The organism is Micromonospora sp. NPDC005413, assembly GCF_040606435.1.
Classification (GTDB): domain Bacteria; phylum Actinomycetota; class Actinomycetes; order Mycobacteriales; family Micromonosporaceae; genus Micromonospora.
Window position 1 is genome coordinate 1 of record NZ_JBEXEV010000036.1, and the last position, 22,993, is coordinate 22,993.

17 protein-coding genes and 1 pseudogene are annotated in these 22,993 nt (G+C 67.4%); 8 read left to right on the top strand and 10 right to left on the bottom strand.

Annotation, left to right across the window (positions count from 1 at the left end; all coding sequences use genetic code 11):
• Positions 1 to 576 (bottom strand): annotated as a pseudogene (locus ABZS37_RS27540) (hypothetical protein); the annotation flags it as partial.
• 220 nt (positions 577 to 796) lie between these two features.
• Between ABZS37_RS27540 and ABZS37_RS27545 the strand changes: the two are divergent.
• Both ABZS37_RS27545 and ABZS37_RS27550 read left to right on the top strand, forming a co-directional pair.
• Positions 797 to 1,261 carry a sigma-70 family RNA polymerase sigma factor gene (locus ABZS37_RS27545; RefSeq protein ID WP_355173622.1) on the top strand — a complete coding sequence of 155 codons (465 nt, stop codon included), beginning with the start codon at positions 797 to 799 and terminating at the stop codon, positions 1,259 to 1,261.
• Complete coding sequence (locus tag ABZS37_RS27550) at positions 1,248 to 2,018, top strand: hypothetical protein (RefSeq protein ID WP_355173624.1); 771 nt, start codon at positions 1,248 to 1,250, stop codon at positions 2,016 to 2,018. The genes ABZS37_RS27545 and ABZS37_RS27550 overlap by 14 nt, the downstream gene beginning before the upstream one ends.
• Positions 2,019 to 2,192: 174 nt before the next feature.
• Here ABZS37_RS27550 and ABZS37_RS27555 read toward each other — a convergent pair whose 3' ends face one another.
• The 9 genes from ABZS37_RS27555 to ABZS37_RS27595 form a co-directional block, all read right to left on the bottom strand.
• Positions 2,193 to 3,029, bottom strand: coding sequence for an aldo/keto reductase (locus ABZS37_RS27555; protein WP_355173626.1), 837 nt, complete (start codon positions 3,027 to 3,029; stop codon positions 2,193 to 2,195).
• 62 nt (positions 3,030 to 3,091) lie between these two features.
• Complete coding sequence (locus ABZS37_RS27560; protein ID WP_355173628.1) at positions 3,092 to 4,702, bottom strand: hypothetical protein; 1,611 nt, start codon at positions 4,700 to 4,702, stop codon at positions 3,092 to 3,094.
• A gap of 176 nt (positions 4,703 to 4,878) precedes the next feature.
• A complete protein-coding gene (locus ABZS37_RS27565) occupies positions 4,879 to 5,277 on the bottom strand; it encodes a DUF4190 domain-containing protein (RefSeq protein WP_355173630.1) in 399 nt (132 codons plus the stop codon).
• Positions 5,278 to 5,317: 40 nt separating this feature from the next.
• Positions 5,318 to 5,722 carry a hypothetical protein gene (locus ABZS37_RS27570; protein WP_355173632.1) on the bottom strand — a complete coding sequence of 135 codons (405 nt, stop codon included), beginning with the start codon at positions 5,720 to 5,722 and terminating at the stop codon, positions 5,318 to 5,320.
• A complete protein-coding gene (locus tag ABZS37_RS27575; protein WP_355173634.1) occupies positions 5,719 to 8,172 on the bottom strand; it encodes an AAA family ATPase in 2,454 nt (817 codons plus the stop codon). Before ABZS37_RS27575 ends, ABZS37_RS27570 begins: the two co-directional genes overlap by 4 nt.
• A 209-nt stretch (positions 8,173 to 8,381) precedes the next feature.
• Positions 8,382 to 9,200 carry an RNase H family protein gene (locus tag ABZS37_RS27580; protein ID WP_355173636.1) on the bottom strand — a complete coding sequence of 273 codons (819 nt, stop codon included), beginning with the start codon at positions 9,198 to 9,200 and terminating at the stop codon, positions 8,382 to 8,384.
• Positions 9,201 to 9,244: 44 nt separating this feature from the next.
• Positions 9,245 to 9,850 (bottom strand): hypothetical protein, encoded by a 606-nt coding sequence (locus tag ABZS37_RS27585; protein ID WP_355173638.1) that lies wholly within the window; start codon positions 9,848 to 9,850, stop codon positions 9,245 to 9,247.
• 71 nt (positions 9,851 to 9,921) lie between these two features.
• A complete protein-coding gene (locus ABZS37_RS27590) occupies positions 9,922 to 11,682 on the bottom strand; it encodes a DUF6119 family protein (protein WP_355173640.1) in 1,761 nt (586 codons plus the stop codon).
• Between the two features lie 95 nt (positions 11,683 to 11,777).
• On the bottom strand, positions 11,778 to 12,308 hold the full coding sequence (locus ABZS37_RS27595) for a DUF4352 domain-containing protein (protein ID WP_355173642.1): 531 nt from the start codon (positions 12,306 to 12,308) through the stop codon (positions 11,778 to 11,780).
• Between the two features lie 488 nt (positions 12,309 to 12,796).
• Here ABZS37_RS27595 and ABZS37_RS27600 point away from each other — a divergent pair, with 488 nt between their 5' ends.
• The 6 genes from ABZS37_RS27600 (at position 12,797) to ABZS37_RS27625 (ending at position 22,831) form a co-directional block, all read left to right on the top strand.
• Positions 12,797 to 14,647: a hypothetical protein gene (locus ABZS37_RS27600; RefSeq protein WP_355173644.1), complete on the top strand. Its 1,851-nt coding sequence runs from the start codon at positions 12,797 to 12,799 to the stop codon at positions 14,645 to 14,647.
• Between the two features lie 12 nt (positions 14,648 to 14,659).
• The gene (locus ABZS37_RS27605; protein ID WP_355173646.1) at positions 14,660 to 16,276 is read left to right on the top strand and encodes a class I SAM-dependent DNA methyltransferase; all 1,617 of its coding nucleotides are present in this window, start codon (positions 14,660 to 14,662) and stop codon (positions 16,274 to 16,276) included.
• Positions 16,276 to 17,466, top strand: a complete 1,191-nt coding sequence (locus ABZS37_RS27610) for a restriction endonuclease subunit S (protein WP_355173648.1) — start codon at positions 16,276 to 16,278, stop codon at positions 17,464 to 17,466. Before ABZS37_RS27605 ends, ABZS37_RS27610 begins: the two co-directional genes overlap by 1 nt.
• Positions 17,467 to 17,526: 60 nt before the next feature.
• The gene (locus ABZS37_RS27615) at positions 17,527 to 20,697 is read left to right on the top strand and encodes a type I restriction endonuclease subunit R (RefSeq protein WP_355173650.1); all 3,171 of its coding nucleotides are present in this window, start codon (positions 17,527 to 17,529) and stop codon (positions 20,695 to 20,697) included.
• A 230-nt stretch (positions 20,698 to 20,927) separates the two neighbouring features.
• Entirely contained in the window at positions 20,928 to 22,088 is a 1,161-nt protein-coding gene (locus ABZS37_RS27620; protein WP_355173652.1) for a hypothetical protein, read from the top strand.
• 59 nt (positions 22,089 to 22,147) lie between these two features.
• A complete protein-coding gene (locus ABZS37_RS27625; RefSeq protein ID WP_355173736.1) occupies positions 22,148 to 22,831 on the top strand; it encodes a DUF6308 family protein in 684 nt (227 codons plus the stop codon).
• Positions 22,832 to 22,993 lie beyond the last annotated feature (162 nt).

Consider the following 22,993-nt stretch of genomic DNA (forward strand, 5'->3'; position numbering starts at 1 on the left):
GTGGCGCTGTTGCAGCAGGAAGAAGAGGACACCGGGCGCGTCCGGCGGACCGAGTTCCACCACGGGGTCGATCGCGGTGATGGCCTGCGCGGACGCCCCGGCGGCGGCGCGCTCGCCGAGCAGGGTGTCGACCGCCTCGCTCAGCCAGGTCTCGGCGATCGCCGAACGGCCACCGGCGTCCAGGGCCGCACTCACGTAGGCGGGGGCGTCGGGCTGCACGAGCAGGAACGGGCGCAGCGCGGTCAGCTCCGCCATCGCCTCGTCGTCCTGACCGCCGGCCCGGAACAGCGCCCGGGCCCGCAGAGCCCGGGCGAACCCGGCTCGGGGATCATCTCCGGACGGGTACGCCGCCAGAGCCTGCTCCGCGTACCGCAGAGCGGCATCTGGTCTTGCCCGGATCTCGGCGATCTCGGCGGCCAGGGTCAGGGCGTCCCCGGCGTCGTCCGGATCCTCCAGCCGGCCCTGCTCCGCCGCCTCGGCGAGATCGGCGGCGATACCGAGCGGGTTGGCCGTTCCGAGCGCCGAGCGGCGAAGTTCGGCGAGGTCAGCCTTGGTGAGTACGTCTTTCGTCGACACGACCTCACGGTACGTCGGCGGGCTCCCGGCATGCCGGCAGATCACGTGTTACGCCGCTCTCATGGCCGGCCGACCAGGACCGTTTCGGTGGTGCCTTGCCACTCGGTGCCCCAACCGGAGCGGCCTCTGGTTCGTCCAAGATGCTGAGGACAACACCGAGGGGACCCCTGTTGTGGCCGGTTGGGAGCGAGTGCTGACGGATCTCGTCAGCACCAGAGGCGTGGCGCTGAAACGCTATGCCTTCCTGCTGTGCGGCAATGACAGCGATGCCGAAGACCTGGTGCAGGACGCGTTGGTGCGGGCGTTCACCCGGCCGCGACGCGACGAGATTGACAACCCGGAGCAGTACGTTCGCAAGGCCGTACTCAACCTCTACCTCGACCGGGTCCGCCGGCGCGGCGTGTGGCGGCGGGTGATGCCGCTCGCGGCCGCACCGGACCGGACCGACGACGACTCACGTGCCGTCGACGCCCGCCACGACCTCCGGGCGGCGCTCCTGGCGCTCACCCCGCAACAACGGGCGTGTGTCGTCCTCTATTACCACGTCGATCTACCCATTCCAGAAATCGCCGCGCAACTCGGCTGCGGCGCCGGCACGGTGAAACGCCACCTGCACGACGGGAGACGCCGCCTGGCCGGGCTGCTGCACGACGACACCAGGGAGGACGACCGTGCCGTCCGATGATCGTCTTTGGCGGGAACGTCTGGCAACCCTGGCAGACCGGGCTGCTCCGCCGTCGTTCGCCACCGATCGCCTGCGCGCACGTGTCCGGCGACGGCGCAATCTCCTAGCGTCCGGAACCGGTGCGGCGTCGATCATGGTGGTCTTGCTGGTGACGGTCGCTGCGGCCGGGATCGTCGGCGGCGGTGATCCAAGCACCGGCACGGGTGCGACGCCGGGGCCGTCGGCTCCCACCGGGCCCACCGCCACCACCGGGAAAGAGCCTGAGGTGTACGTCTGCGGCGACCGCTACGACCACCCTGGTTCACCTCCGGGAGGCATCCTCACGGCGGAGGTGTCCTCGGTAGCCAAGGTGAATGGCGACTCCGGTCCCGCAGTAACGGTGACATTCGCTGCCACGCGGGCGGTCCATGTGGCCTCCAGTCCTCCATCGCTCCTTCAGGTCCTCTATCTGAAGGACGGCGTCATTGTCGGCGGAGGGCCGATGGTCAACAAGCCGGGCGACACCAGCGCCCAGGGTGTCGACGCGATCCGTGATGGGTTCGATCTCGCTCCCGGCAAACCTCACGAACAGCAGCTCGGTCCGCGCGAAATGTTGTGCCCGTCCCTGACCTGGTCCGCGATCTGGGCCAGGCCAGACCGCTACGAGGTCGCGTTGGTGCTCGGCCCGGTCGAAGACCGCAGGGAGGAGCTCGTTCTCGGTGTTCCGCTCCCGCCCACTGTCGCCTCGCTGGTGGTGACAGGGGCACTGCCGAGCTGAAACGACGCTCTCCCCGCGCAGCCCTGACCGCAGGGCCCCGCGGGGCCGGCGCCGGATGTGCCGGTGAGCGTCATGACTCACAGGCATATTGATACCTCAGAGTCATCACGCTCGTCACGGCGTCCGCTGCTCCGCATCTTCAGGCCGTGCTGCCAACAGAGCAGGTCGGGTTGGTCAGAACTCCTCGTACACCGCCGGGTCCTGGTCCGCGAGCCGCCCGTCGGGGCGGCCCAACGCCGTGATCGCTTCGACCTCGCCGTCGGTGAGCTTGATGCCGAAGACGTCCAGGTTCTCGATCTGCCGCTGCGGGGAGGCGGCCTTGGGCAGCGGGATCACCTGGCGGGCCACGTGCCAGGCGAGGAGGGTCTGCGCCGGGCTGACGCTATGCGCGGTCGCGATCTCCACCACGACGGGGTGCTCCTGCAGGTCGTTGCCACGGCCGAGCGGGCTCCAGCCCTGCACGAGGATCCCCTGCTCCCGGTGGTAGTCGATCGCCTCCTGCTGTGGGAAGTACGGATGCACCTCGATCTGGTTGACCACCGGAGCGACCCCGGTCTCGGCCACCAGCCGATCGATGTGCTCGGGCAGGAAGTTGGAGAGGCCGATGTGCGTGACCAGACCACGCTCGCGGGCCTCGATCAGCGCCCGCCACGCCTGCACGTACAGGTCGACCTTGGGGTTCGGCCAGTGGATCAGATACAGGTCGACCCGGTCGAGGCCGGTGCGGAACACGCTCTCCTCGATGGTGGTCAACGCCTCGTCGTAGCGGTGGTGCCGTCCCGGCAGCTTCGAGGTGACGACCAGCTCATCCCGTACGTCGCCGGCCGAACGGGCGGCCCGACCCACCGCGCCCTCGTTCTCGTAGTTCACCGCGGAGTCGATCAACCGGTAGCCCGCCCGGATCGCCTGACCGATCGCGTCGACACCCGCCGAGCCGCTCAGCCGGTACGTGCCGAGGCCGATCGCCGGCAAGGCGGTGCCGTCAGCGGCCGTCAGGTGGGGAATCGTCATGAATGGGACCCTACCCGTACGAGCTGCGCGCCGACGAAGGCTCGATACTGAACGCCCTGCGGTTACCGGGTGATCGCCCGCTCCGTCGAGGAGTCGCTGCCTAGCAGCGGGTCGGTACGCCGCTCGGTTTCGGGTAGATCCATCGCCGCGGCCAGGAGATTGGCGAGCCGGCGGGCGTCGTCCAACCCTTGCCCCTTACCAGCCCAGTCGTCGAAGGTGAGCCTGATGTTCTCGTCGGTGGTGATGACGTCCAGAACGGGGCCTCGCTTGTCCCTCTCGCGGAACCGCACGTAGCGAACGTCCGCGAGAGGGAATTCGCGCTCGATCGTGCCTTGTTTGCGAACTGAGCTTTGTGTCGAGATGAAGAGACGTGCGGGTGTCACTCCGAGGTAGGCGTCCTCGCCGACGAGGCGGTCAAGATTGACGTCGGCGATGGCCAGCAAGGGTTCCTCGCCAGGCACGACCCACCGGAGGATTCGCAGCACCTCATCTGGCACAGCCTCGGCGAATACTGTGAGAGGCGGATCCAGCGGAGCGGGTTGCGTGCGAACACGGTTGCGAAGGGCCGCCACCCGCTCGGCCAACGCCTCGGCCATGCCAACGGCGTCTCGGATATTCTGACGCTTGGTGGTGAACGGCAGACTGCGTTCGGCCGGGAGTTCGGCCATCAAACGGCACTGACGTTCAAGGCCGGCGAGGAGATCGCCCACGTCGTCCATGGCTCGACTGTGTTCGCGCTGAGTCTCGGCGACCAACTCGGCCAGCAGTCGTTCGTTCTCGGCAGCATTCGCCTCGTCGCGGTTGATGTGACCAGCGCGCAACACCTGATAGCGATACCAGGACCACTCCGCCATGAGCATGCCGTGAGCGTCGGCGACAACCTGCTCGACGTTCTGCTGAATGTAGGCGCGACGGCTCTGTCCGTCGGTATCGAGCGCTGTGATGTGCCCGCGGACGAGCGACGTGAAGAGGAGCCGCTGCTTGCGCAGATCAGCATCCCTGCTCGCAATGGAGGCGAAGACGTGGTCGTTGACGCTACCGACCGCCTGGGACTCACGCACAGCACGCATCGTCGTCTCGTGCAGGCCGAGCAGCGTCGCCCACTGATCCTCGTGCAGGGCCCGAAGAACGTCACGAGTTAGTTGGACGTTCTCGTCTATACGACGCGAGATCGACGCCAGCTGTACCTGCAGCGCCAGGAGCGCGGCGGCCGGCCCGAGAGCGGTGAGTATGGATGCGGTCTGCGCCCCAGTCACAGGTGCCCAGCGCACCAAGTTCGAGATCTTCCCGTTGCTCGTGACGAGCGCACCCAGGTTCCAGCCGCCCGACGTCATCGGTTGCGCCGTCTTGAGCGCCTGCAACGTCTCGGGCGCCAAACGCACCAGCCCCTGCACGGTGGTCGCACCCTGTGCGCCCTGCGCCGCGAGATTGCCGATGCCCGAGGCCATCGCGAGCTTGTCGGTCAGGCCTTGGCTTGCTTGAGCACTCATCATTTCGAAAGGGATCAAGTCGAAGCCGTCGGGCGGCTGGTCCGCGAAGAGCACGGCCACTCCCGGCTCGATCTCGACCAGGCTGATGGTCGGCTCATCGTCAGGGGGCACAGTGGCGTCGAGGGTGCCGTCGTCAACGGGTGTGGAGAGTTCGTTCTCGGATCCCTCGGCCTCAGGTGCCATCTCAAATCCTTCATGATCGACAGCGGGAGCATCACAGTAGGTGTCAACGTGATCACCCCGGCTCATCCGGAGCGGCACCTCATCGCGCGTATTGTCCAAACGCGAGTGGCTGAACAGATTGAGCGTGTGGTGCGAGCGGGTCGGGTCGCCACAGTGACGGGCGCCGGCCGCTGTACTCACGGGGTCGACGTCGGCGTCGGAGTTGCCGCGCCGATTACACCGCCGAAGAAGACCAGGACCGTGAGCGCGATCATCGGGCCGACGAAGACGTAGCCGAGGATCAGGCCCGTCACGGCCATGCCCCGCCCGGACTTCCGGCCGTCTCGAGTCTCGTGCAGGCCGATGTGGCCGAGGATGACCGCGAGGACGCAGGGCAGCCCGAACAGGCACCAGCCGCCGAGGAAGCCGAGGATGCCGAGGACCATCGACGCGGTGGCGAGGTCGGACGAGGGCGCGGCTTGTACGACCATCTGGGGCGGCAGCGGCTGGTACTGAATCGGCGGGTAGAGGCCGGCGGGCACGGCGGAAATCGGCGGCTGCGGGCGGGTCGGGTCGTATCCGGGCTGGTAGGACAAGGTGGTATCCCTCTTGGGTGGTTGAGTCATCTGTCGGGGGTCAGTTCGTGGTGCTGGCGGTCGGCTGGAGTCGTGCGAGCAGGGCGCTCACCTCGGTGTGCAGGCGTCGCAGTTCCGCCGCCGTGGGGGCCAGTTCGTAGCAGTGGTGGTGCGTGGCGGTGGAGAGCGTCGCCCAGGCGAACGCCACCCGGCGGGCGGTTTCGGTGCCCGGGCCGAGCCGGCCACGCAGCATCAACTGCTTCGCGCGACCCTGCCGGCACGCCGCCACGGTCGGCTTCACCCGCTGCCAGTAGCCGTCGATGCCACCTTCCAGGGCGAGCCGGATCAGGCAGGCGCAGGCCCGAGGCCACCAACCGCCGGTCACGGCGACGGCTCCCAGCAGACCGGCCCCGCGCAGCAGCTGATCGGCCGCCGCCAGGCAGCGCTGCGGCGTCGGCGCGGTCATCGCAGCGCCTCGGCCAGCAAGTGGGCGTCCGCGACCAGGCCCGGCAGGTCCGCCAGGTATGCACCGTGCACGCCTTCCCGGCACGCCTGGTACGCGTTCACCGCCCGTCGTCCGTGCCTGCGGCCGAGCCAACCGAGCACGTCACCGCCCTTCTCGGCGTCGTCGAACGCCGCCAGGGCGACGGTGGTGGCGACCCGCCGGGACGCGTCGTCGATCGCCTTCTCGATGTCGGCGTGCGGAACGCCGCGCGCCACCCGGTTCCGCCACACCGACCGGTGGCAGGCCGCCTCCACCGCAGAGCGGCACAGCTCAGCGACCACCGGCCCGCGCACCTCCGCGGGGATGTCCTCGTTGCGGGCCAGCGCGGACGCGTCGTCCAGGTAGCGGGTCACCGGATCGGAACCGGGCCGCAACGTCACCACCGACCTCTCCGCCCGGTGCGCCTCGATGATGCGGGCGTCGCCGAGGCCGAGCCGGGTGACCGCGTCGGGCAGGCGCGTGTCGTGGGTGAAGACGACCACCTGCCGCTGCTCGGCCAACTCGGCGAGGACCCGCGCGAGACCGTCCACCTTCGATGGATCCATGCTCTGCACCGGGTCGTCGACCACGATGAACCGGAACGGGCTCTCCGGGGCACAGCTGCGCGGCAGGAACGTCGCCAACCCGAGCGCCTGCATCTCACCCTGGCTCATCACCCCCAGCGCGGTGCCGTTGTCGGCGCCGTCCACGCTGACCGGGAAGACGACCCGTCGCCGGGTGTTCGCGCCTTCGAGCGTCATCGCCCCCAGCTCGACGTTGCTCTCCTGCCGCAGCTGAGCCCAGATCCGCTGCGAGTGCCCGGCGAACGGCGCGACCCGCTCGCTGCGGATCTCCGTACCGGCGTCCCTCAGCCAGCCGCGCGCGGCCTTCAACCGGGTCAGGGCCGCCTCCCGCGCCGGCATCCCGCCGGCGGCGGCCACCCACTCGCGCACGTCGGCCGCCGCCGCCCGCCAGCCGGTGTCGCGCTGCCGCAGAAACCCTTCGGCGTACGCGCGGGCCGCGTCCGCCGCCTCCACCACCGCCGGGTACCGCGCGGCCAGGTGGTCGGCCAGGTCGGCAGGCTTCCCGGGTACGCGTCGCAGCGCGGACACGGCGTCGCGCAGCACCCCGACCGGCGGCTCCGACCCGGGCCCCTCGGGCACCGCGAGGTCGTCGATCAGGTGGTGCGTCTGCCGCAGTAGAGCCGTCAGCCGGGTCCCCGCCGTCTGAGCGGCGACGCTGCGCTGCCGGAGGTCGGTCAGCGCCTCCGCGGCAGCGGTACGCCACCCACCGTCCAGAGTGCCGGTTGCGCAGACCGGGCAAGGCCCGTCGCCGTCGTCCTCGTGGTGTTCGAGGGCGAGGCGGAGCAGTTCGGCGCTGCGCAGCGCGGCCCGGGACCGGCCACCGTCGTACCGCAGAGCCTCGGCCGCCGCCTCCCGCAGCTGACCCGCCAGCCGGGTCACCTCGTCGACCGGCGGCGGCGCCAAAGCGGCGAGTTCCCGGCAGAGCAGCACCTCCCGGTCAGTGGTCGCCTCGTCCGGCTCATCGAGGATCGCGGTCACCGCGCCGAGGTTGACCCCGCCTCGCCCGCTCAGCAGTGCGGCGGTCCGCCGGGCCCGGTCGTCGGCGATCTCCCCAAGCGCGTTGGCCAGGGCGGTGCGCTGTGCGCGTACCTCCTTGATGGTCGTGTCGTGCGGCCGGGCGGCGCGCAGCAGACGCTGGTCGGCGTCGGTGAGCGCGTCCAGCCCGAGGATCGCGAAGAGCGCGTCGAAGAGCTGGCTCTGCGTGCCGGCGGCGAGCTTGCCCAGCTCGGCGGCGGTGAGGAACGGCCGGTACAGCTCCAGCGGGCGGGCCAGACCCAGCTCAGAGAGGCCACTGTGCCGGTCCCGGGCGCTGCTGACGGTCACCTCCGCGTCGGCCAGCTCGGCCCCGACCGGCCAGGCCCGGGTCACCCGGGTCGGCGTGCTCACCCCGTCGACGCGCAGCTCCACGCCGACCCAGCACGGATCCTGGGTGTGCAGGTTGCGCCACCCCGTACGCCAGACACTGGTCTTGTCGGCCCACCGGGCGCTGTCACCGGTGAGGGCGAGCTCGACGGCCTCGGCGAAGCTGGACTTGCCGGAGCCGTTGCGGCCGACGACCAGGGTCAGGCCCGGACCGGGGTCGACCTGGAGGGTCCGCTCCGGGCCGACGCCGCGGAACCCGGCGACGGTCACCGACTTCAACCAGATCTGCTCCGGTGGACCGTCGCCGGTCGGGGAGCGGGGGTCGAGCCGGGTGGGGGTGCCGGCGAGCGCGGCGGTCAGATCGTCCTCGCTGGTCAGGGCGGCGAGGACGAGCTCGGCGGTCTCGGTCGGGACGTCGTTGTCGGCGGCCAGCCGGTCGAAGATCAGCTCGATCAGGGGCGTGGTGGGCTGCGGAGGCTGGGTCATGGTCGTCTCCAGGCGTGTGGTGTCCGCGGGCCGACGGGTCGTCGGCCCGCCCGGGATGAGCGGTGGAAGTGGGGAGGCCGCTGACGGCCGGGCTGGGGCAAGCAGCGGAGTCGGGAGGGTGGTGGCCGTCGGACGCTGTAGAGCTGATGTCGCAAACGAATCAGTGGCTCAACGTCGGCTGCCTTAGCTATGGGCGCCCCGGCGAGCGGTCAGTGCGTGGCGTTCGCGTGCCAGTCGTGCAGGAACGCGTCGACCAGGGCGTGCGCCCGAGGACGCAGGTCGAAGGACTCCTCTCGCCGCCGGCGGGCCATGCGCGACAGGCCGTCGGCGGCCTCGTTGAGGGCGTGGCCGCTGTGCCCCTTGACGTGCGCGAACGTCAGGTCGGGACGGCGAGCCACCTGCTCGGCGAGCCGGACCAGGGTGGGCTGGTTAGACCAGCGGCGCTCCCTCAGGCTGTAGCCGGCCGGCATCGCACCGGTCTCGCCGGCTTGCCAGCGGTGTAGGTACCGCACGGCCGTCAGGCTGTCGAGCAGCACGGTCACGCCCGCTGGCACCTCGTCGTACCCGGTGAGCAGGTAGTCGACCGCGCGCAGCTCGTTGATCAGCACCCGGGAGACGCCGGTCGGGTCGAGCCGGCCAGTGCCCCGGCCAAGCAGGCCGTAGTGGCCGTCGCTGACGACGTACCCGATGCCGCCGACGCGGCCCTTCCAGCTGGCGTCGGTCGCGGCGACCAGCGGCGCGGACGTGGTCGCCCAGCGGACCACCCGGCCGCGACCGCGCTGCTGGTCGTCGCCGGACCGGCGGTGGATGCCGTGGTCGGCGGCCAGCCGCTCGGCGGTGTCGAGCAGCTCGCCGGCGGAGGTCAGCTCGTCGTAGTGGGTGGCGGTGAGGGCCAAGCGAACGGCGTCGCCGATGCGCTGGCAGTCGTCGCAGCGGGTGGGATGGGTGAAGGCGCGCAGGTTGAGGGCGCGGTCGTGCAACGGAGGGGGAAGCAGGGCCAGGGTGCGGAGGAACTCATCGGGACGCACGACGCCTCCTGACGTCTTGTGATGGGGACACGCTCACGGAGTTCTCACAGCTCCGACACGTCGGTTACGACGGCGGTCAGCTTGTCGCCGGAACGCTTCGTGCTGGCCGTCTCCTCCTGCTGGACCGAGGCGGAGTCACCGGTCACCTCGAAGGTGTTGATGACCGGGTCCTCGGCGCCCTTGACCTCGTACGTCACCTCGTACGTGCGGGACGGGTCGAGGCCATCACCGGTGTAGGTCACGTCGATCCGGTAGGTGATGTTGCAACCGGCGCTGCCGAAGCACTGCTTCCGCAGGGTCTTGACCTTGAGCTTGAAGTCGCCCTTCGCCGGGGTGTCGTAGGCCGGAGCAGCAGGTGCCGTCGTCGCTGCCGCAGTGGGCGGCGCTGCGGCACTGGTGGGGGTGGACGCGCTGGGGCCGGACGTGGTGGGCGCGGCCTTGCCCTGCTCGGGCTGCTGCCCGCCGTTCGTCGTGGCCAGCAGCACGCCGCAGCCGCCGAAGCAGAGCAGCACCACCAGGACGGTGCCGGCGACGATCCACCGGAGTGGGAACCTCGTTCGGGTGACGGGCTGCGGGCTGGTGATGCCCAGGATCTGGGGTTGAGCCGGCGGCTCGGTCTGCTGGTCCGGCTCGTGCTGGGGCTCGGTCACGGTGTACTCCTCTTCGAGCGGCGGTGGGACAGCTGGTCCGGGGATGCTGTGGAGCTGATGTCGTGAACGGATCAAGCCGACGGGATGCCGACGACCTCGACCTCGATGCCCTCGTTGCGCAGGGACTTCATCGCCCGGTAGAGCGCGACCTGGGCGAAGGTGAAGAGCGAGTCCACGGTGAGCGGCTTGCCGGAGCCGAGGGCGATCGCGTAGATGACCTTGCGGGGCTGGAAGTTCAGGTCGACGACTCGCCCCGACGGCTGCCGCTTGACCATCTCGACGAGCGCGTTGCGGGCGTCAGCCTCGTACCGCAGTGCGTCCACCGACACCGCGCCCTGCGCGAAGAGGTGGCTCAAGGCGGCGCTGCCCTTGGCCCGTTTGACGTGAATCAGCTCGTTGTCGGGTCCGAGTAGGTCGCAGGCCTCGATACGGCGCGGGTGCTGGTTCGTCTGCAGCAGCTTCCGGTCCAGCAGGGTCAGACCGCAGACCTCCGCGGCGTGGACGTTGTACTTCGCCTCGTCCGTCAGGTCGGCGGTCCAGGCCGGGAGTGCGAAGCTGGCCGGGCCGGCCAGGATCTGCTCGATCTCGTCGCGGAGGAACCTCCGGTGCTGGTCGCCGATCTCGTACCAGCCGCCCTCGTGCAGCAGGAGCTGACTCTCGCCGTGCGCGAGTTGCGCGGTGACCCACCGCGACGCGGCCGTGGAGCCGACCTCCTCGTAGCCCGCCGCGTCCGCGTAGAGGGTGACGCGCCCGGTGCAGAGCGACGTCCACCGCTCGCCATCGGGGACGGCCTTGGTCTGCATGAGCACGTCCGCCAACGTGAGCTCCGGCAGGCGTGCCGGAGGCAGGCTGGACTTCGGCACCCGAAGCTTGTACGCCTGGATCCGCTCGATCTCGCCGAGGAGCCGGCCCGGCACGGCTAGCCCGACCTCCGCCGGATCCGGTGACGCGAGGAGGCGGTCCAGCTGCTCCTCCACCTTCGACAGGCGGGGGTCGCGGGCCGGCACCGGGCGGATCTGGGTGATGAACTCCAGGTCGGCGAAGGGTGCTTCCTGCTTGCAGACCCGGTTGATCTCCCGCAGGTCAGCGAGCAGGCTCGCGGGTTCGACGCCGAGATGGATACGCAGGGTGTCGCTGCCCTCGACCGGGGTGGCCTTACCCGTGGACCGGCAGACGGTCAGGGTCGGGTTGAAGGTTCGCCCGCAGACCTGCCCGACGATCTCGCCCCACTTGTCGATGCCGTACATCCGGATGTGCTGACCGCCTGGGACCATGTTGCGGTCGACCCGGCCGGTAGTGCCGAACACCCGCCGACGTACCTGCTTGATCTCGTCGGGGGCGAGCGAGCGCACCGCGAAGCCGATCCCGAAGCCCGAGTTGGCAAGGTCCAGATCGACCATGTGGCGGCCGACGGTGCCGTAGGCGAGCGCGTAGACGTGGTCGTCGACCGCGACGAGCAGCGCCGCGCCGCCGCTGCTGAACCCCAGATCGATCGTCTCCCCGGTCACCGAGGCCAGCACATCGCACCAGTCGGCGCGCGAACGCGGCACCGTCCCGTGCACCAGCAGCGCCGGCGAGCCGGCCACCATGCGCTCGTCGACCATGAAGTCGTGCTGTCGCACGTACCGGTGGTTGACCGCGTCGTGCAGACCGTCGGCGGTCGGCGCCACCCGTTCGAGCTGGTAGACCGACGTCAGGTAGGTGCCCTCCGGGCGCTCGGGCAGGTCGAGGTCGAAGAGGGTAGGTGCGTCATACGGCGGACGGGTGACGTCCTTGTGGACGACACGGCGGTTGGTTGGTCTGGTCGTGGTCGGCTGGCTCGCACGGCGCACGTCGATCTCCTCGCGTTGAGAATCGGGGTGGCGGTGGTGCGGGGGAGGGGTACGCCGAGGGCGAGCTTCGCGGGACCCGCCCTCGGCGCGAGCGGTCAGCTCAGCGCGACGGTGACGCCGCCGGAGAACATCGAGTCGTGCAGCTCAAGCTTGGTGAGCTTGACGTTCTTCGGGATGTCGAAGACGACGACGCCGTTGACCTGGTTGCCGGGGTTGATGTCGTTGAGGAACGTCTCGGCGTTCTTGTTCGCGTAGATGGCGGCGCCGGTGTCGGCGGAGTACTCGGTGCCGTCGGCCGCGTACGCCTTCTGGCTGCTGCCGTCGAACATCTGCGCTTCCTTACCGATGTTCTTCACGTTGAGCGTGACTAGGCAGAACTGGCCCTGCGCCTTCTGGTCGAGCGGGGCGCTGCCGACCTTGGCGACGCCGCACTTGGACGACTTCACCGTGAACTCGAACTTGCCGTCCCGGGCCGGCTGGCCGATCTTGGCGGTCTTCGGCTTGTCCTCACCCTTGGCGGCGCCCTCGCTGCCGCCGGAGCTGCTGGCGTTGTCGCTGGCACCGGAGCCGCAGCCCAGCGCGACGAGGGCGGTGGCGATCAGGGCGAGGGTGGTGGTCTTGCGCATTCTGTTCTCCTTGACGTGTCTGATGGCGTCGGCTGGGGCTGGGGCTGGCGCTGGTGGCCGCCCCGGTGCCGCATCTCATAAGAGCGGCAGGCCCGCAGACACGCGACAACATGTCGTGAGAAGCCCAGCTATCAGCGCTTCTGCAGCGAGGTCAGATAACCCCCCTTATCACCGAGCGGGGCTTGCTCAAGTTCGTCCTTCGTCGGTAGTGTCGCGGCGCGGACAACCGGACGGGTGGGAGGAGGTGGGGACAAATGTCGTCGACGGTCACGCTGGGGCAGATCGCCAGGTTTGCCCAGGTGCGCCGCCCGAGCGTCAGCAACTGGAGGCGCCGACATCCTGACTTTCCTGACCCGATAGGCGGTCCGTCTGGGCAGCCACTCTTTGACTCGGATGAAGTAGCCCGGTGGCTGGACCATCGGCCGGTGCCGGCTCCGCGTGAGGGTGGCTCAGCGGCTATCACCTACGGAGACAGATTCCGGGCAAGCATGGACCGTGGTGGCAGTCTCGATCAGACCCAGCTCGATCCCGACACATTTGCCGACGTCGCGCTCGAGCTGATCGCGCTGCGAGTGGCCCATCAACGCCCACTGCCCGCCGACCTCGCCGCTCTCGCGGAGCTGTGCGTCAAAGCCGAGGCTGAGCACCCCGATCTCGTCGGCCTGCTTAGCCATGTCGGCGCTCGAGGCCAAAGCGCGTTGTCGATACTTGATGATGTCGAGCGTCTGGTGTCAGAGCTTGGCGCGGCGAACGCGGCCGAGGAGGTGCTTTCCGCAGCTGGTCGTCGTGGCTGGTCCGGTGGCCCGGTTGAGACACCCGCCGAGATCTGCGACCTGATCCTGCACTTGGCGAAGGAAATGCTGGGAGATCTCACCGAGCTTGCCGTAGCTGATCTCGCGGCCGGCCCAGGGAAGATGCTCACCGCCATGATGGCCGCCGGTCGCCCACGCAAGATCCGGTGCGCCGAGGCAGACCCGGTGACGGCAAGGTGGCTGCGTCTGAGGCTCTTCTGCCACGGCCACCACACGGTCACGGTCCTCACAGACGGCCAGGAGACGGGCAGCCTCTCGGGTTCGGACCTTGTCTTTGTCGACCCGCCATTCCAGCCCGGCGAGCAAGAACACCATGAGGAACACCCGCTGTCCTGGGCCTCTCGAGTCGCGGAGTGCCTCAGCGACGAGGGCATTGGGTTCGCCGTCGTGCCGGAATGGACGCTGACGCGCACGGGGACGTCGCGTCGACTTCCGGTGACGTGGGTACGCGAGCAACTCGTGCGTCGAGGCTGCGTCCGCGCGATCATCCAACTGCCCCGCCACATTCACCGCTTCATCGGCGGCACGGACCTTGTGCTGCTGGTGCTGGCACCCGACGAGGGCGACACGACGCGAGACGTCGTTGTCTGCGACGCCGATCAGGTCCGGTTCCGGTACGGCAGGTCATGGATCGAACAGACAACGCGGCTCGTGTGCGGGTCGCGAGAGTCGCGCGAAGCTGAGCCATTCGCGGCGATTCCCGTGTCCGAGCTAATGGGCAGGCGGTCGCTCCTGCCGTCACATCTGTTGGCACCCAACGCGGCACCTGAGGACCTCGTAGTGGAGGCGGTGCGGGCACGTGAGTCCGCGGCGGCAACCTTCAAGATGGGCGCGGATGACGCGATCACCACGCTGGAACGGATCGGGGTGACCACCCGCGCACAGGGCATGGCATACCGCACGGTCGGCGAACTGCTACGCGGCCGGCAGCTCATCCGTCTGTCGGGCCATCGCATACCCGATGCTGATCTGGGTCGCAGCGGACAACGGATTCTGGGTCGCGAAGAGCTGCTCGGGGAGGTGCGCGTCGGCGAGCGTCGCATCGACGTTCTGACACTCGGACAGTACGCCGCAGCCGCGATCACCGAACCGGGCGATGTGGTTGTCATGGCCGGCGACCAGCTTCGCGTCATGGTCGACGCTATCGGCGGCAGTGTCCTGCTCACCCCCGTACAGGGCTTGCGCATCCCTGGCTACGTCAAACACTCGTCGCTCTACCGTGACGAGCCCCAGCAGGCATGGATTGGGCCACACGCGCTGGCGGCCCTGCTCGGCGCGGCGCGCAACGCCGCACGCACCGGTCCACGCGTGCGCAGCGTGACCCTGCACCAGCTGGAGATCCCCGTGCTGACCGCCGTCGATTACGGCCACCTCGATCAGGCGTCCATGATGCTCAACGACCTGGCAGAGCAAGCCCGCAACCAGGCTGGGGCGTTGGATCTGGTCCGTCAGCGTATCGCCGCCGGCGTCGCCGACGGGGCGATGAACCTGCGCTTCAAGCCCAAGACGTCGAACACGAATATCTGAGGAGACGAGATAGTGCCCCCACGCGCGCGCAAGCCGGTAGAGCCGCAATCGGCCGACCTGAAAGGCACCCTGTGGAAGTCGGCCGACAAGCTGCGCGGCAGCATGGACGCCGCCGAGTACAAGCACTTCGTGCTCGGTCTCATCTTCCTCAAGTACACCTCGGACGCGTTCGACGAGCGGCGGGCGCAGATCGAAGCTGAGCTGGAGGCAGAGGGCATTCCCGAGGCGAACCGGCCCGCGCTGCTGGAGGACCAGGACGAGTACGCCGGCCGCGGCGTCTTCTGGGTGCCGCAAGCCGCGCGCTGGGAGTCTCTCGCGCATCGCGCCAAGACCGCCGCCGGTCAGACCAGCATCGGCCAACTCCTCGACGGCGCGATGAAGGCCGTCGGCGACGCCAACCCGGACCTCAAAGGTGCCCTGCCGCAGGGCCTCTACAACGGCCGAGGTGTCGATGAGCGGCGCCTCGGCGAACTCGTCGACCTGATCCACAAGCTCCGTTTCCGCGACCAGTTCGACGCTGACGGCAAGCGCCGCAGCGCCCGCGATGTTCTCGGCGAGGTCTACGAATACTGTCTGGAGAAGTTCGCGCTGGCCGAGGGCCGGCGCGGTGGCGAGTACTTCACGCCGAAGAGCATCGTCAAGCTCATCGTCGAGATCCTCGAACCGCAACCAGGCGAGCGGGTCTACGACCCGGCCTGCGGCTCCGGCGGCATGTTCGTCCAAGCCGAGAAGTTCATCGAGACCCACGGTGGCAAGGCGTTTGATATCTCGGTCTTCGGCCAGGAGCTCAACCAGAACACCTGGCGGCTGGCGAAGATGAACCTCGCCATCCACGGCATCGAAACCAACCTCAGCACGAGGTGGGCCGACAGCTTCCACGAGGATCAGCACCCCGACCTGCGCGCCGACGTCGTGATGGCCAACCCCCCGTTCAACATTTCCGACTGGGGAGGCGACAGACTCGTCATGGACCCCCGCTGGGAGTACGGCATCCCGCCGGTCGGCAACGCCAACTACGCCTGGCTGCAGCACATGGCCCACAAGCTCTCCCCGAAGGGGCGCGCCGGCATCGTCCTCGCCAACGGCTCCATGTCTAGCAAGCAGTCCGGCGAGGGCGACATCCGTCGCGCCATGGTGGAAGGCGACCTCGTCGCGTGCATGGTCGCGCTCCCCGGTCAGCTCTTCCGCTCGACCCAGATCCCGGCCTGTCTATGGTTCCTCGCCCGAGACAAGAGCCCACAGGGATCGAAGCGGCTCGCCAACCGCACCAACCAGGTTCTCTTTATCGATGCCCGCAATATGGGCGTGATGGTGAACCGCACCGAGCGCGAACTCACCGGCGACGACCTTCGCCGCATCGCGGTTATCTACCACGCCTGGCGCGGGACCGACAAAACAGTCGAGTACGCCGACGTACCAGGCTTATGTAAGTCAGCCACTGTGGACGAGATCCGCGAACACGACTTCATCCTCACGCCTGGCCGCTACGTCGGCGCAGCCGAAGTCGACACCACTGGCGACGAGCCGACCGAGGAGAGGATTGCTTGCCTGGCGAAAGAACTCCTCGCGCACTTCGACGAGTCGGCCCGTCTCGAGGCAATTGTCCGTCAACAGCTCGGGCGGCTCTGATGCATCTCATCCGCAGTCTGCCAGAGTGGCCTGCTGTCCCGATTCGAGACCTTTGTTCAAAGGTCACGAGCGGCGGAACCCCGAGCCGCAAGGAACCGTTCTTCTATTCGACCTCCGGCGTCCCATGGCTTAAGACTCAGGAGATCCGCGACGAGATCATCTGGGATGCCGAAGAACACATCACCGAGGCTGGATTGGCCCGATCCTCGGCCAAGCTCCTCCCGGCCAACACAGTGCTTGTCGCCATGTATGGGGCGACGGCGGGCAAGCTCGCAATTCTTGGCTCGCCAATGGCATGTAATCAGGCGTGTTGCGCACTGATCGTTGATCCGAGTCGGGCAGACTATCGATTCCTGTACTATAGTCTCCTAGCTGGCCGCGATGCTCTGATCTCGCTCGCTAATGGTGCTGCACAGCAGAATCTAAGCGTGGGTGTCATCGCGAATGCATCTATTCCTGTGCCCTCGCTGGTCGAGCAAAAAGCGATCACGGCGTTGCTTGGTGGGCTCGACGACAAGATCGCGGTCAACGGGCGGGTCGCAAGAACAGCAGAGCAGATTCTGCGTATGAATTTCGCAGCTGTTTCCTCGGCAGCGCCAGACACCATTCGGATTGACGAGTTAGGCGTGCAAGTGCGTGATGGGGTCAACCCATCGGCTATCAACGGAACAGAACCGTACGTAGGCCTTGAGCATGTGCCGCGCAAAAGTATCTGGCTGGACTCCTGGGGCAATGCGAGCGAAGTTAGCAGTGTCAAGACGTCATTCCGCGCGGGCGATTTCCTTTTCGGAAAGCTTCGGCCGTACTTCCACAAGGTTGTTTTGGCGCCAGTCGATGGGGTCTGCTCGACCGACATTATCGTGGTGCGCGCGGTTAAAGAAACCGTGGGAACCTGGGTGTTGATGTCTTTGTCTAGTGATGAGGTCGTGGCCCATGCAACGGCTCGCAGCGATGGTACCCGCATGCCGCGCACCAAATGGGCAGACCTGGCTGAATATGAGATTTCGTGGCCCGGCGAAAAGGCGGCAGAGGAATTTCACGGCGTGGCTCAACCTCTGGTCAACAGGGTCCAGGCGGCATCGAGCGAGAGTCGCCGTTTGGCAGAGCTTCGAGACATGCTGCTGCCAAAGCTGATTTCTGGAGAGCTGCGGATCAAGGATGCGGAGCAGTTGGTCTCCGACGCGGTCTGACACATTCGCCCAGCACTGAACGACCTTTCCGCCGCGCGCCACCCGCTCTTTTGAGGAGCCATGATCTTGTCAGACAATCCGACCTACCCACACGACGAGTCCGAGGCCGAGTGGGAGCACCACGTCAAGGATCAACTTGGCGAGTGGTGGCAGCCCATGACCGGGGCTGAACTGGCGCCGTCGCGCAAGGGTGATGGCACGCGGAAGTCCTGGGGTGACCTGGTTCTGTACGGCCACCTGCGCGAGGCGGTCGCGCGGATCAATCCGCAGTTGCCGCCGGACGCCGTGGACGAGGTGGCTGCCGAGTTCGAGAAGCGGACGTCGGCCGACGCGTTCACGGAGCGGTATCGCCTTCACTCACTGCTCACGCGTGGGGTAAAGGTCCGCTACGTCGATCCGGCGTCGGGGGAGATTCGCACCGACACGGCCTGGGTGATCGACTTTCTCGACCCGTACGGCAATGATCTGATCGCGGCCAACCAGGTCACAATCAAGGACTCCCGGCGCAAGCGCCGGCTGGATGTGGTGGCCTATGTGAACGGTCTGCCGTTGGCGGTGTTCGAGCTCAAGAAGGCCGGCGCGACCGACGGCACCCGCGAGGCGTACGACCAGCTCATGACCTATCGGCGTGAGTTCGGGGCGACGGCCCTCGCGGTGCCGGTCTTCGCGGTCGCCAGTGATGGCATCACCGCTAGGATCGGCACGTTGTTCACCGCATGGGAACACATGGCTCCATGGGACATCGACGAGCGCGGCGAGCCGGTTGACGTCACTGACGGCCGCGCGCTGGAGACTCTGGTCGGTGGGGCGTTCGACCCAAAGCTCTTCTTGGACCTGCTGGTCAACTTCACCGCCTTCTCGCGAGAGCGGGGTGGCGCGATCGACACGGTGCGGCTGGCGAAAGCCCACCAGATGTTCGCGGTCAACACCGCGGTCGACAAGACGATCACCGCGGTGGGCGGCGACGGCAAGATCGGCGTCGTCTGGCACACCCAGGGCTCAGGCAAGAGCATGGAGATGGCGTACTACACGGCGAAGGTGATGAAGGAGCCTGCGCTGCGTAACCCCACAGTCGTGGTGCTCACCGACCGGATCGATCTGGACAGTCAGCTCTTCCTCACCTTTGCGGCCAGCGAGTTGCTCCCGGAGACGCCTGTGCAGGCGGACACGAAGGAGCAGTTGATGCGCCTGCTGGATCGGCCGTCCGGCGGGATCATCTTCACCACCCTACAGAAGTTCAACCGCTCGAAGGCGGACAAGGAAGCGAACATCGACTTCCCGCTGCTGTCGAAGCGGCGCAACGTGGTCGTGGTCGTGGACGAGGCGCACCGCAGCCACTACGACTTCCTCGACGGCTACGCCAAGAACCTGCACGACGCGTTGCCCAACGCGGCGTTCATCGCCTTTACCGGCACGCCGATCTCACGGGCCGAGGCAAATACCCGGGCTGTCTTCGGCGACTACATCGACGTATACGACCTGACTCGGGCGGTCCGCGACGGTGCCACGGTGAGGGTCTACTACGAGAACAGACACATTCCGGTGCACCTCCCCGAGGGCGTCAACCCGGTGGAGTTGGACGAGGAGGCCGAGGACCTGACGGTCGACCTCGACGAGGAGGAGATCAAGCGCGTCCGGCGGGCATTCGCGCAGTATGAGGATGTCGTGGGCCACGCCGACCGAGTAGGGACGCTCGCCACGGACATCGTCGAGCACTGGGAACGGCGCCGGACCGAGATGGTCAAGCTGACCGGTAAACCCGGCAAGGGCATAATCGTCTGCTACTCCCGCAAAGTCGCAGCTGATCTTTATAAGGAGATCATCGAGCTCCGCTCGGAGTGGCACGACGAAGAGGACGACGAAGGCCTGATCAAGGTCGTTTACACCGGCAGCGCCAAGGATCAGGAGCCGATCGCCACCCACGTCCGATCGACCAGCGCGCTGAAGAAGATTCAGCGACGAGCCACGGATGCTGACGACCCGCTGGAGTTGGTGATCGTCCAGTCGCTGTGGCTAACCGGGTTCGACTCGCCGCCGCTGCACACCATGTACCTGGACAAGCCGATGCGTGGGGCAGCGTTGATGCAGGCACTCGCCCGAGTCAACCGTCGATGGGGCGAGAAGCCCAGCGGTCTGGTGGTGGACTTCCTTGGCATCGCCGACGACCTCACCAAGGCGCTCGCCGAGTACACCCGGACCGACATCGATGAGAAGCCGATCGGAAAGGACATCAGTGCGGCCGTCGACATGGTGGTTGAGCTGCACGGCGTGATTGGCAGCCAGCTTCACGGCATCAACTGGAAGGCCAAGCGCGACTCGGGCAGACCGCGTGCCTTCTACCATGCCGCGCTCGACGTCGTGGATTACCTCCGCAGCCCTGAACCAGACCTGGAAGTGGGCAAGCCGACCCTCGCCGATCGCTACGCCGACACCGCCCGCAAGATCGCTCGCGCCTACAGCAACTGCCCGCGTGAGGACAAGCTTCGGCCACTACGGACGGATTTGGAATTCTTCGAAGCCGTGCGCCTCTATCTGGCCAAGCTGAGGGCCGAGGAGCGGGCGGAGCGAGGGCTCGCGACGGCGGCGGACGTGGAGTTGGCGATCCGACAGCTTACGGCGAGCGCGATCGCGGTGGATGAGGTGGTCGACATCTATGAGGCGGCTGGTATCCAGCGCCCCGATCTGTCGCACTTGGACGAAGACTTTATGCGTCGAATGCGCGAGAGCCAGCGCCCTAACCTGGCCATCGAGGCGCTGCGTCGAGCGATCGAGCGCGAGGTCAGGTTGGCGCACCCCCACAACGTCGTCGCCCAGGAAGGGTTCACCGCGAAACTGCTCAAGACGATGCAGCGCTACACCTCGGGCGGGCTGACAGCCGCCGAGATCATCGCGGAGCTGGTCGCGCTGGCCAAGGAGGTTTCGGCCGATCGCGGTAAGGCTGCCGAGATGGGCCTGACCGAGGACGAGTACGCCTTCTACACCGCTGTCGCGCAGAATGAGTCGGCGAAGGAATTGCTTGGCGACGGAGTGCTGGGGCAGATCGCCAGGGACCTCGTTAAGGAGCTTCAGGACCTGCCGGTCGACTGGTGGATCCGGGAGCAGGCCCAGGCTCTGGTTCGCAGCAAGGTCAAGCGACTGCTGGCCCGGTACGGCTACCCGCCCGACGCCCGGGTGGAGGCTGTCGATCTGGTGCTCAAGCAGACCCGCACCTACGCGGAAGACCAAGCGTAGTGCCGCGACGTCTGCAGGCATCCGGCGGCGCACGTCTGAGGGGCCTCAGCTTATTGTCCACAAACGGTGCTTGAACAGATCTTCAATTGGACCACGCGATGTGGTCTTCTCGTCTTGTGCCAGTGGCGGAGAGGTTGCTGCCCGGCGGGCTGGCGCGGTCTCGCCCTCGCCGGCACGATGACCTGGCGGACGGTCAGCTGAAGTGGGGCGTTGGTGAGCAGGGTGAACGGGTGATTGAACTACATGACGCGGTCAAGCAGTGCGCCGACCTGTTGGAGCGCCACCGGCGGCGCGCGCAGCGGATCGGTGAGCAGAACACCAAGGCAGGCTTGATCGAGCCCGTCATCGGCGCCTTGGGATGGGACTTGTTCGACCCCGATGAGGTGCACCGTGAGTACCGACGTCGTGGCACCGACAACCCGGTCGACTACGCCCTTCTACTACTACGCACGCCGCGGCTGTTCATCGAGGCGAAAGGGCTTGGCGAGAACCTTGACGATCCGCGGTGGGCAAACCAGACGATCGCCTACGCCGCCGTTGCTGGCGTCGAGTGGGTGGCGCTCACGGACGGATCGGAGTGGCGGGTCTACAACGCGCACGCGCCAGTGCCGGTTGAACAGAAGCTCTTCCGCGCAGTCCGACTTGAGGACGACGTAGAAGCGGTAGTCGAGCTGTTGAGCCTGCTCAGTAAGGACAACATGCGGGACAACCGGATTGAGGAGCTGTGGAAGGGCTTCTTCGTCGACCGACAGGTACACGCCGAGCTCGTGGAGCTGTTCGCCGGCGGGGAGCCTGCCGTCGACCTTGTGGCGCTGCTCGACCGTCGGCTGTCCAAGCTCACCCGGGAGGACATCCGCTCCAGTCTCGTGCGAGCGCGCGCGACCTTCGACTTCCCCGCGGCGGCCACGCCGCTGGCCTCCCGACCAGCTCCAGCGGCCTCCGTGCCGCTGAAAGCTCAGAGGCAAGAGAGCAGCATTGAAGCTCCGCGAGTCGTCCCGGTCGCGGAGGTTCAATCAAGGTTGAGCTCCAGCGCTGGCAATCGCCGACCCGGTAAGCCTCGGGTCAGCCCAGAAGAGCGCAGGCTTCATCTTCCCGACATGATCGACGTAGGCCGGCTGCGGCCGGGCTGCACGCTTGTTGCCAGCTACTTCGGCAAGCAGCACCAAGCCGAACTCTTGGCCGACGGCACCATCCGATATCGCGGACAGGTTTACAACTCGCCGTCCGGGGCGGGGGAGGCGGTGAAGATCGTCGTGCATGGTCCGAGTGTTTCGGCCACCACGAAGGCGACCGATGGCCTGGACTTCTGGCACGCCGAGGACGCACGCACCGGGAAAATGGTGTCCCTCAAGGAAATCCGCCGCCGGGCTCTGGCGGATCTGTCCGCTTGACACCTACTGCGCCCCGGACGGCATCTGCGTAGACGCCATAGACCAGCGAGAGGTTGATGATGAGCTGCCGAGGCCTGAATCTTGCAGTACTGCTCCGAGTTCTGGCAGATCCGCGGTCCGTGGCAGACCTACGGCGATACTTTGGCGTTGGACTGCCGAATGGCTTGCCAGCCTTCACCGGAGGCCGGTTTGAGCAGCTTGGAGGCGGCGGTGATCACCCTGCTGTAAGAGACAGGGTTACCTCGGACGACTTGATCGCGGTCGAGTTGCTCAGCGTGCATGTGCCTGCGCGCGTCGCCCTTGATCTGCTCGAAGGTGCTCTCGGACGAGAGGTCGCGACGGAATTACGGTGCATCCCGACGGACGTCTCCCTTGCTGACAATGAGGCCCCGCAGTACATCACGGATGGTGGTCCCGCCGACCGAGCCTGGCGTTTGCTGAAGAACAACGGCGGCGTTGGCTGGGTAACTGCAGGGAAGCTGCTTGCACGAAAGCGACCCCGCCTCGTGCCCGTGTATGACGAGGTCGTGCGCTGCGCCTATCGCACCGGCGGCGGCTTCTGGAGTTGTCTGCATGAGCGCCTCCATGAGGACGGGGGTGTTCTCGTGGACCGCCTCACTCGGCTGCAGGCGGAGGCGGAGTTACCGCCGGAGATCACCACGTTGCGAGTGCTCGACGTGGTGTTTTGGATGCGGCACCGCGACGGCCACACCGGATATCGGTGCCGTGGCCTGGATGGATAGCGGGCAGGAGACTCCGAGCCCGGTGGGCAACGTTTCCACCGCACCTGAAATCGCCTCCGCTCGGGTCGGTTAGTACAGGCGCTCGTCGACCTGTTCGCCCGGCCTGACCTGCCCCGTGGCCCGACTGACCGGACTCTCGGCCCATACCGCCGCACACTCGGT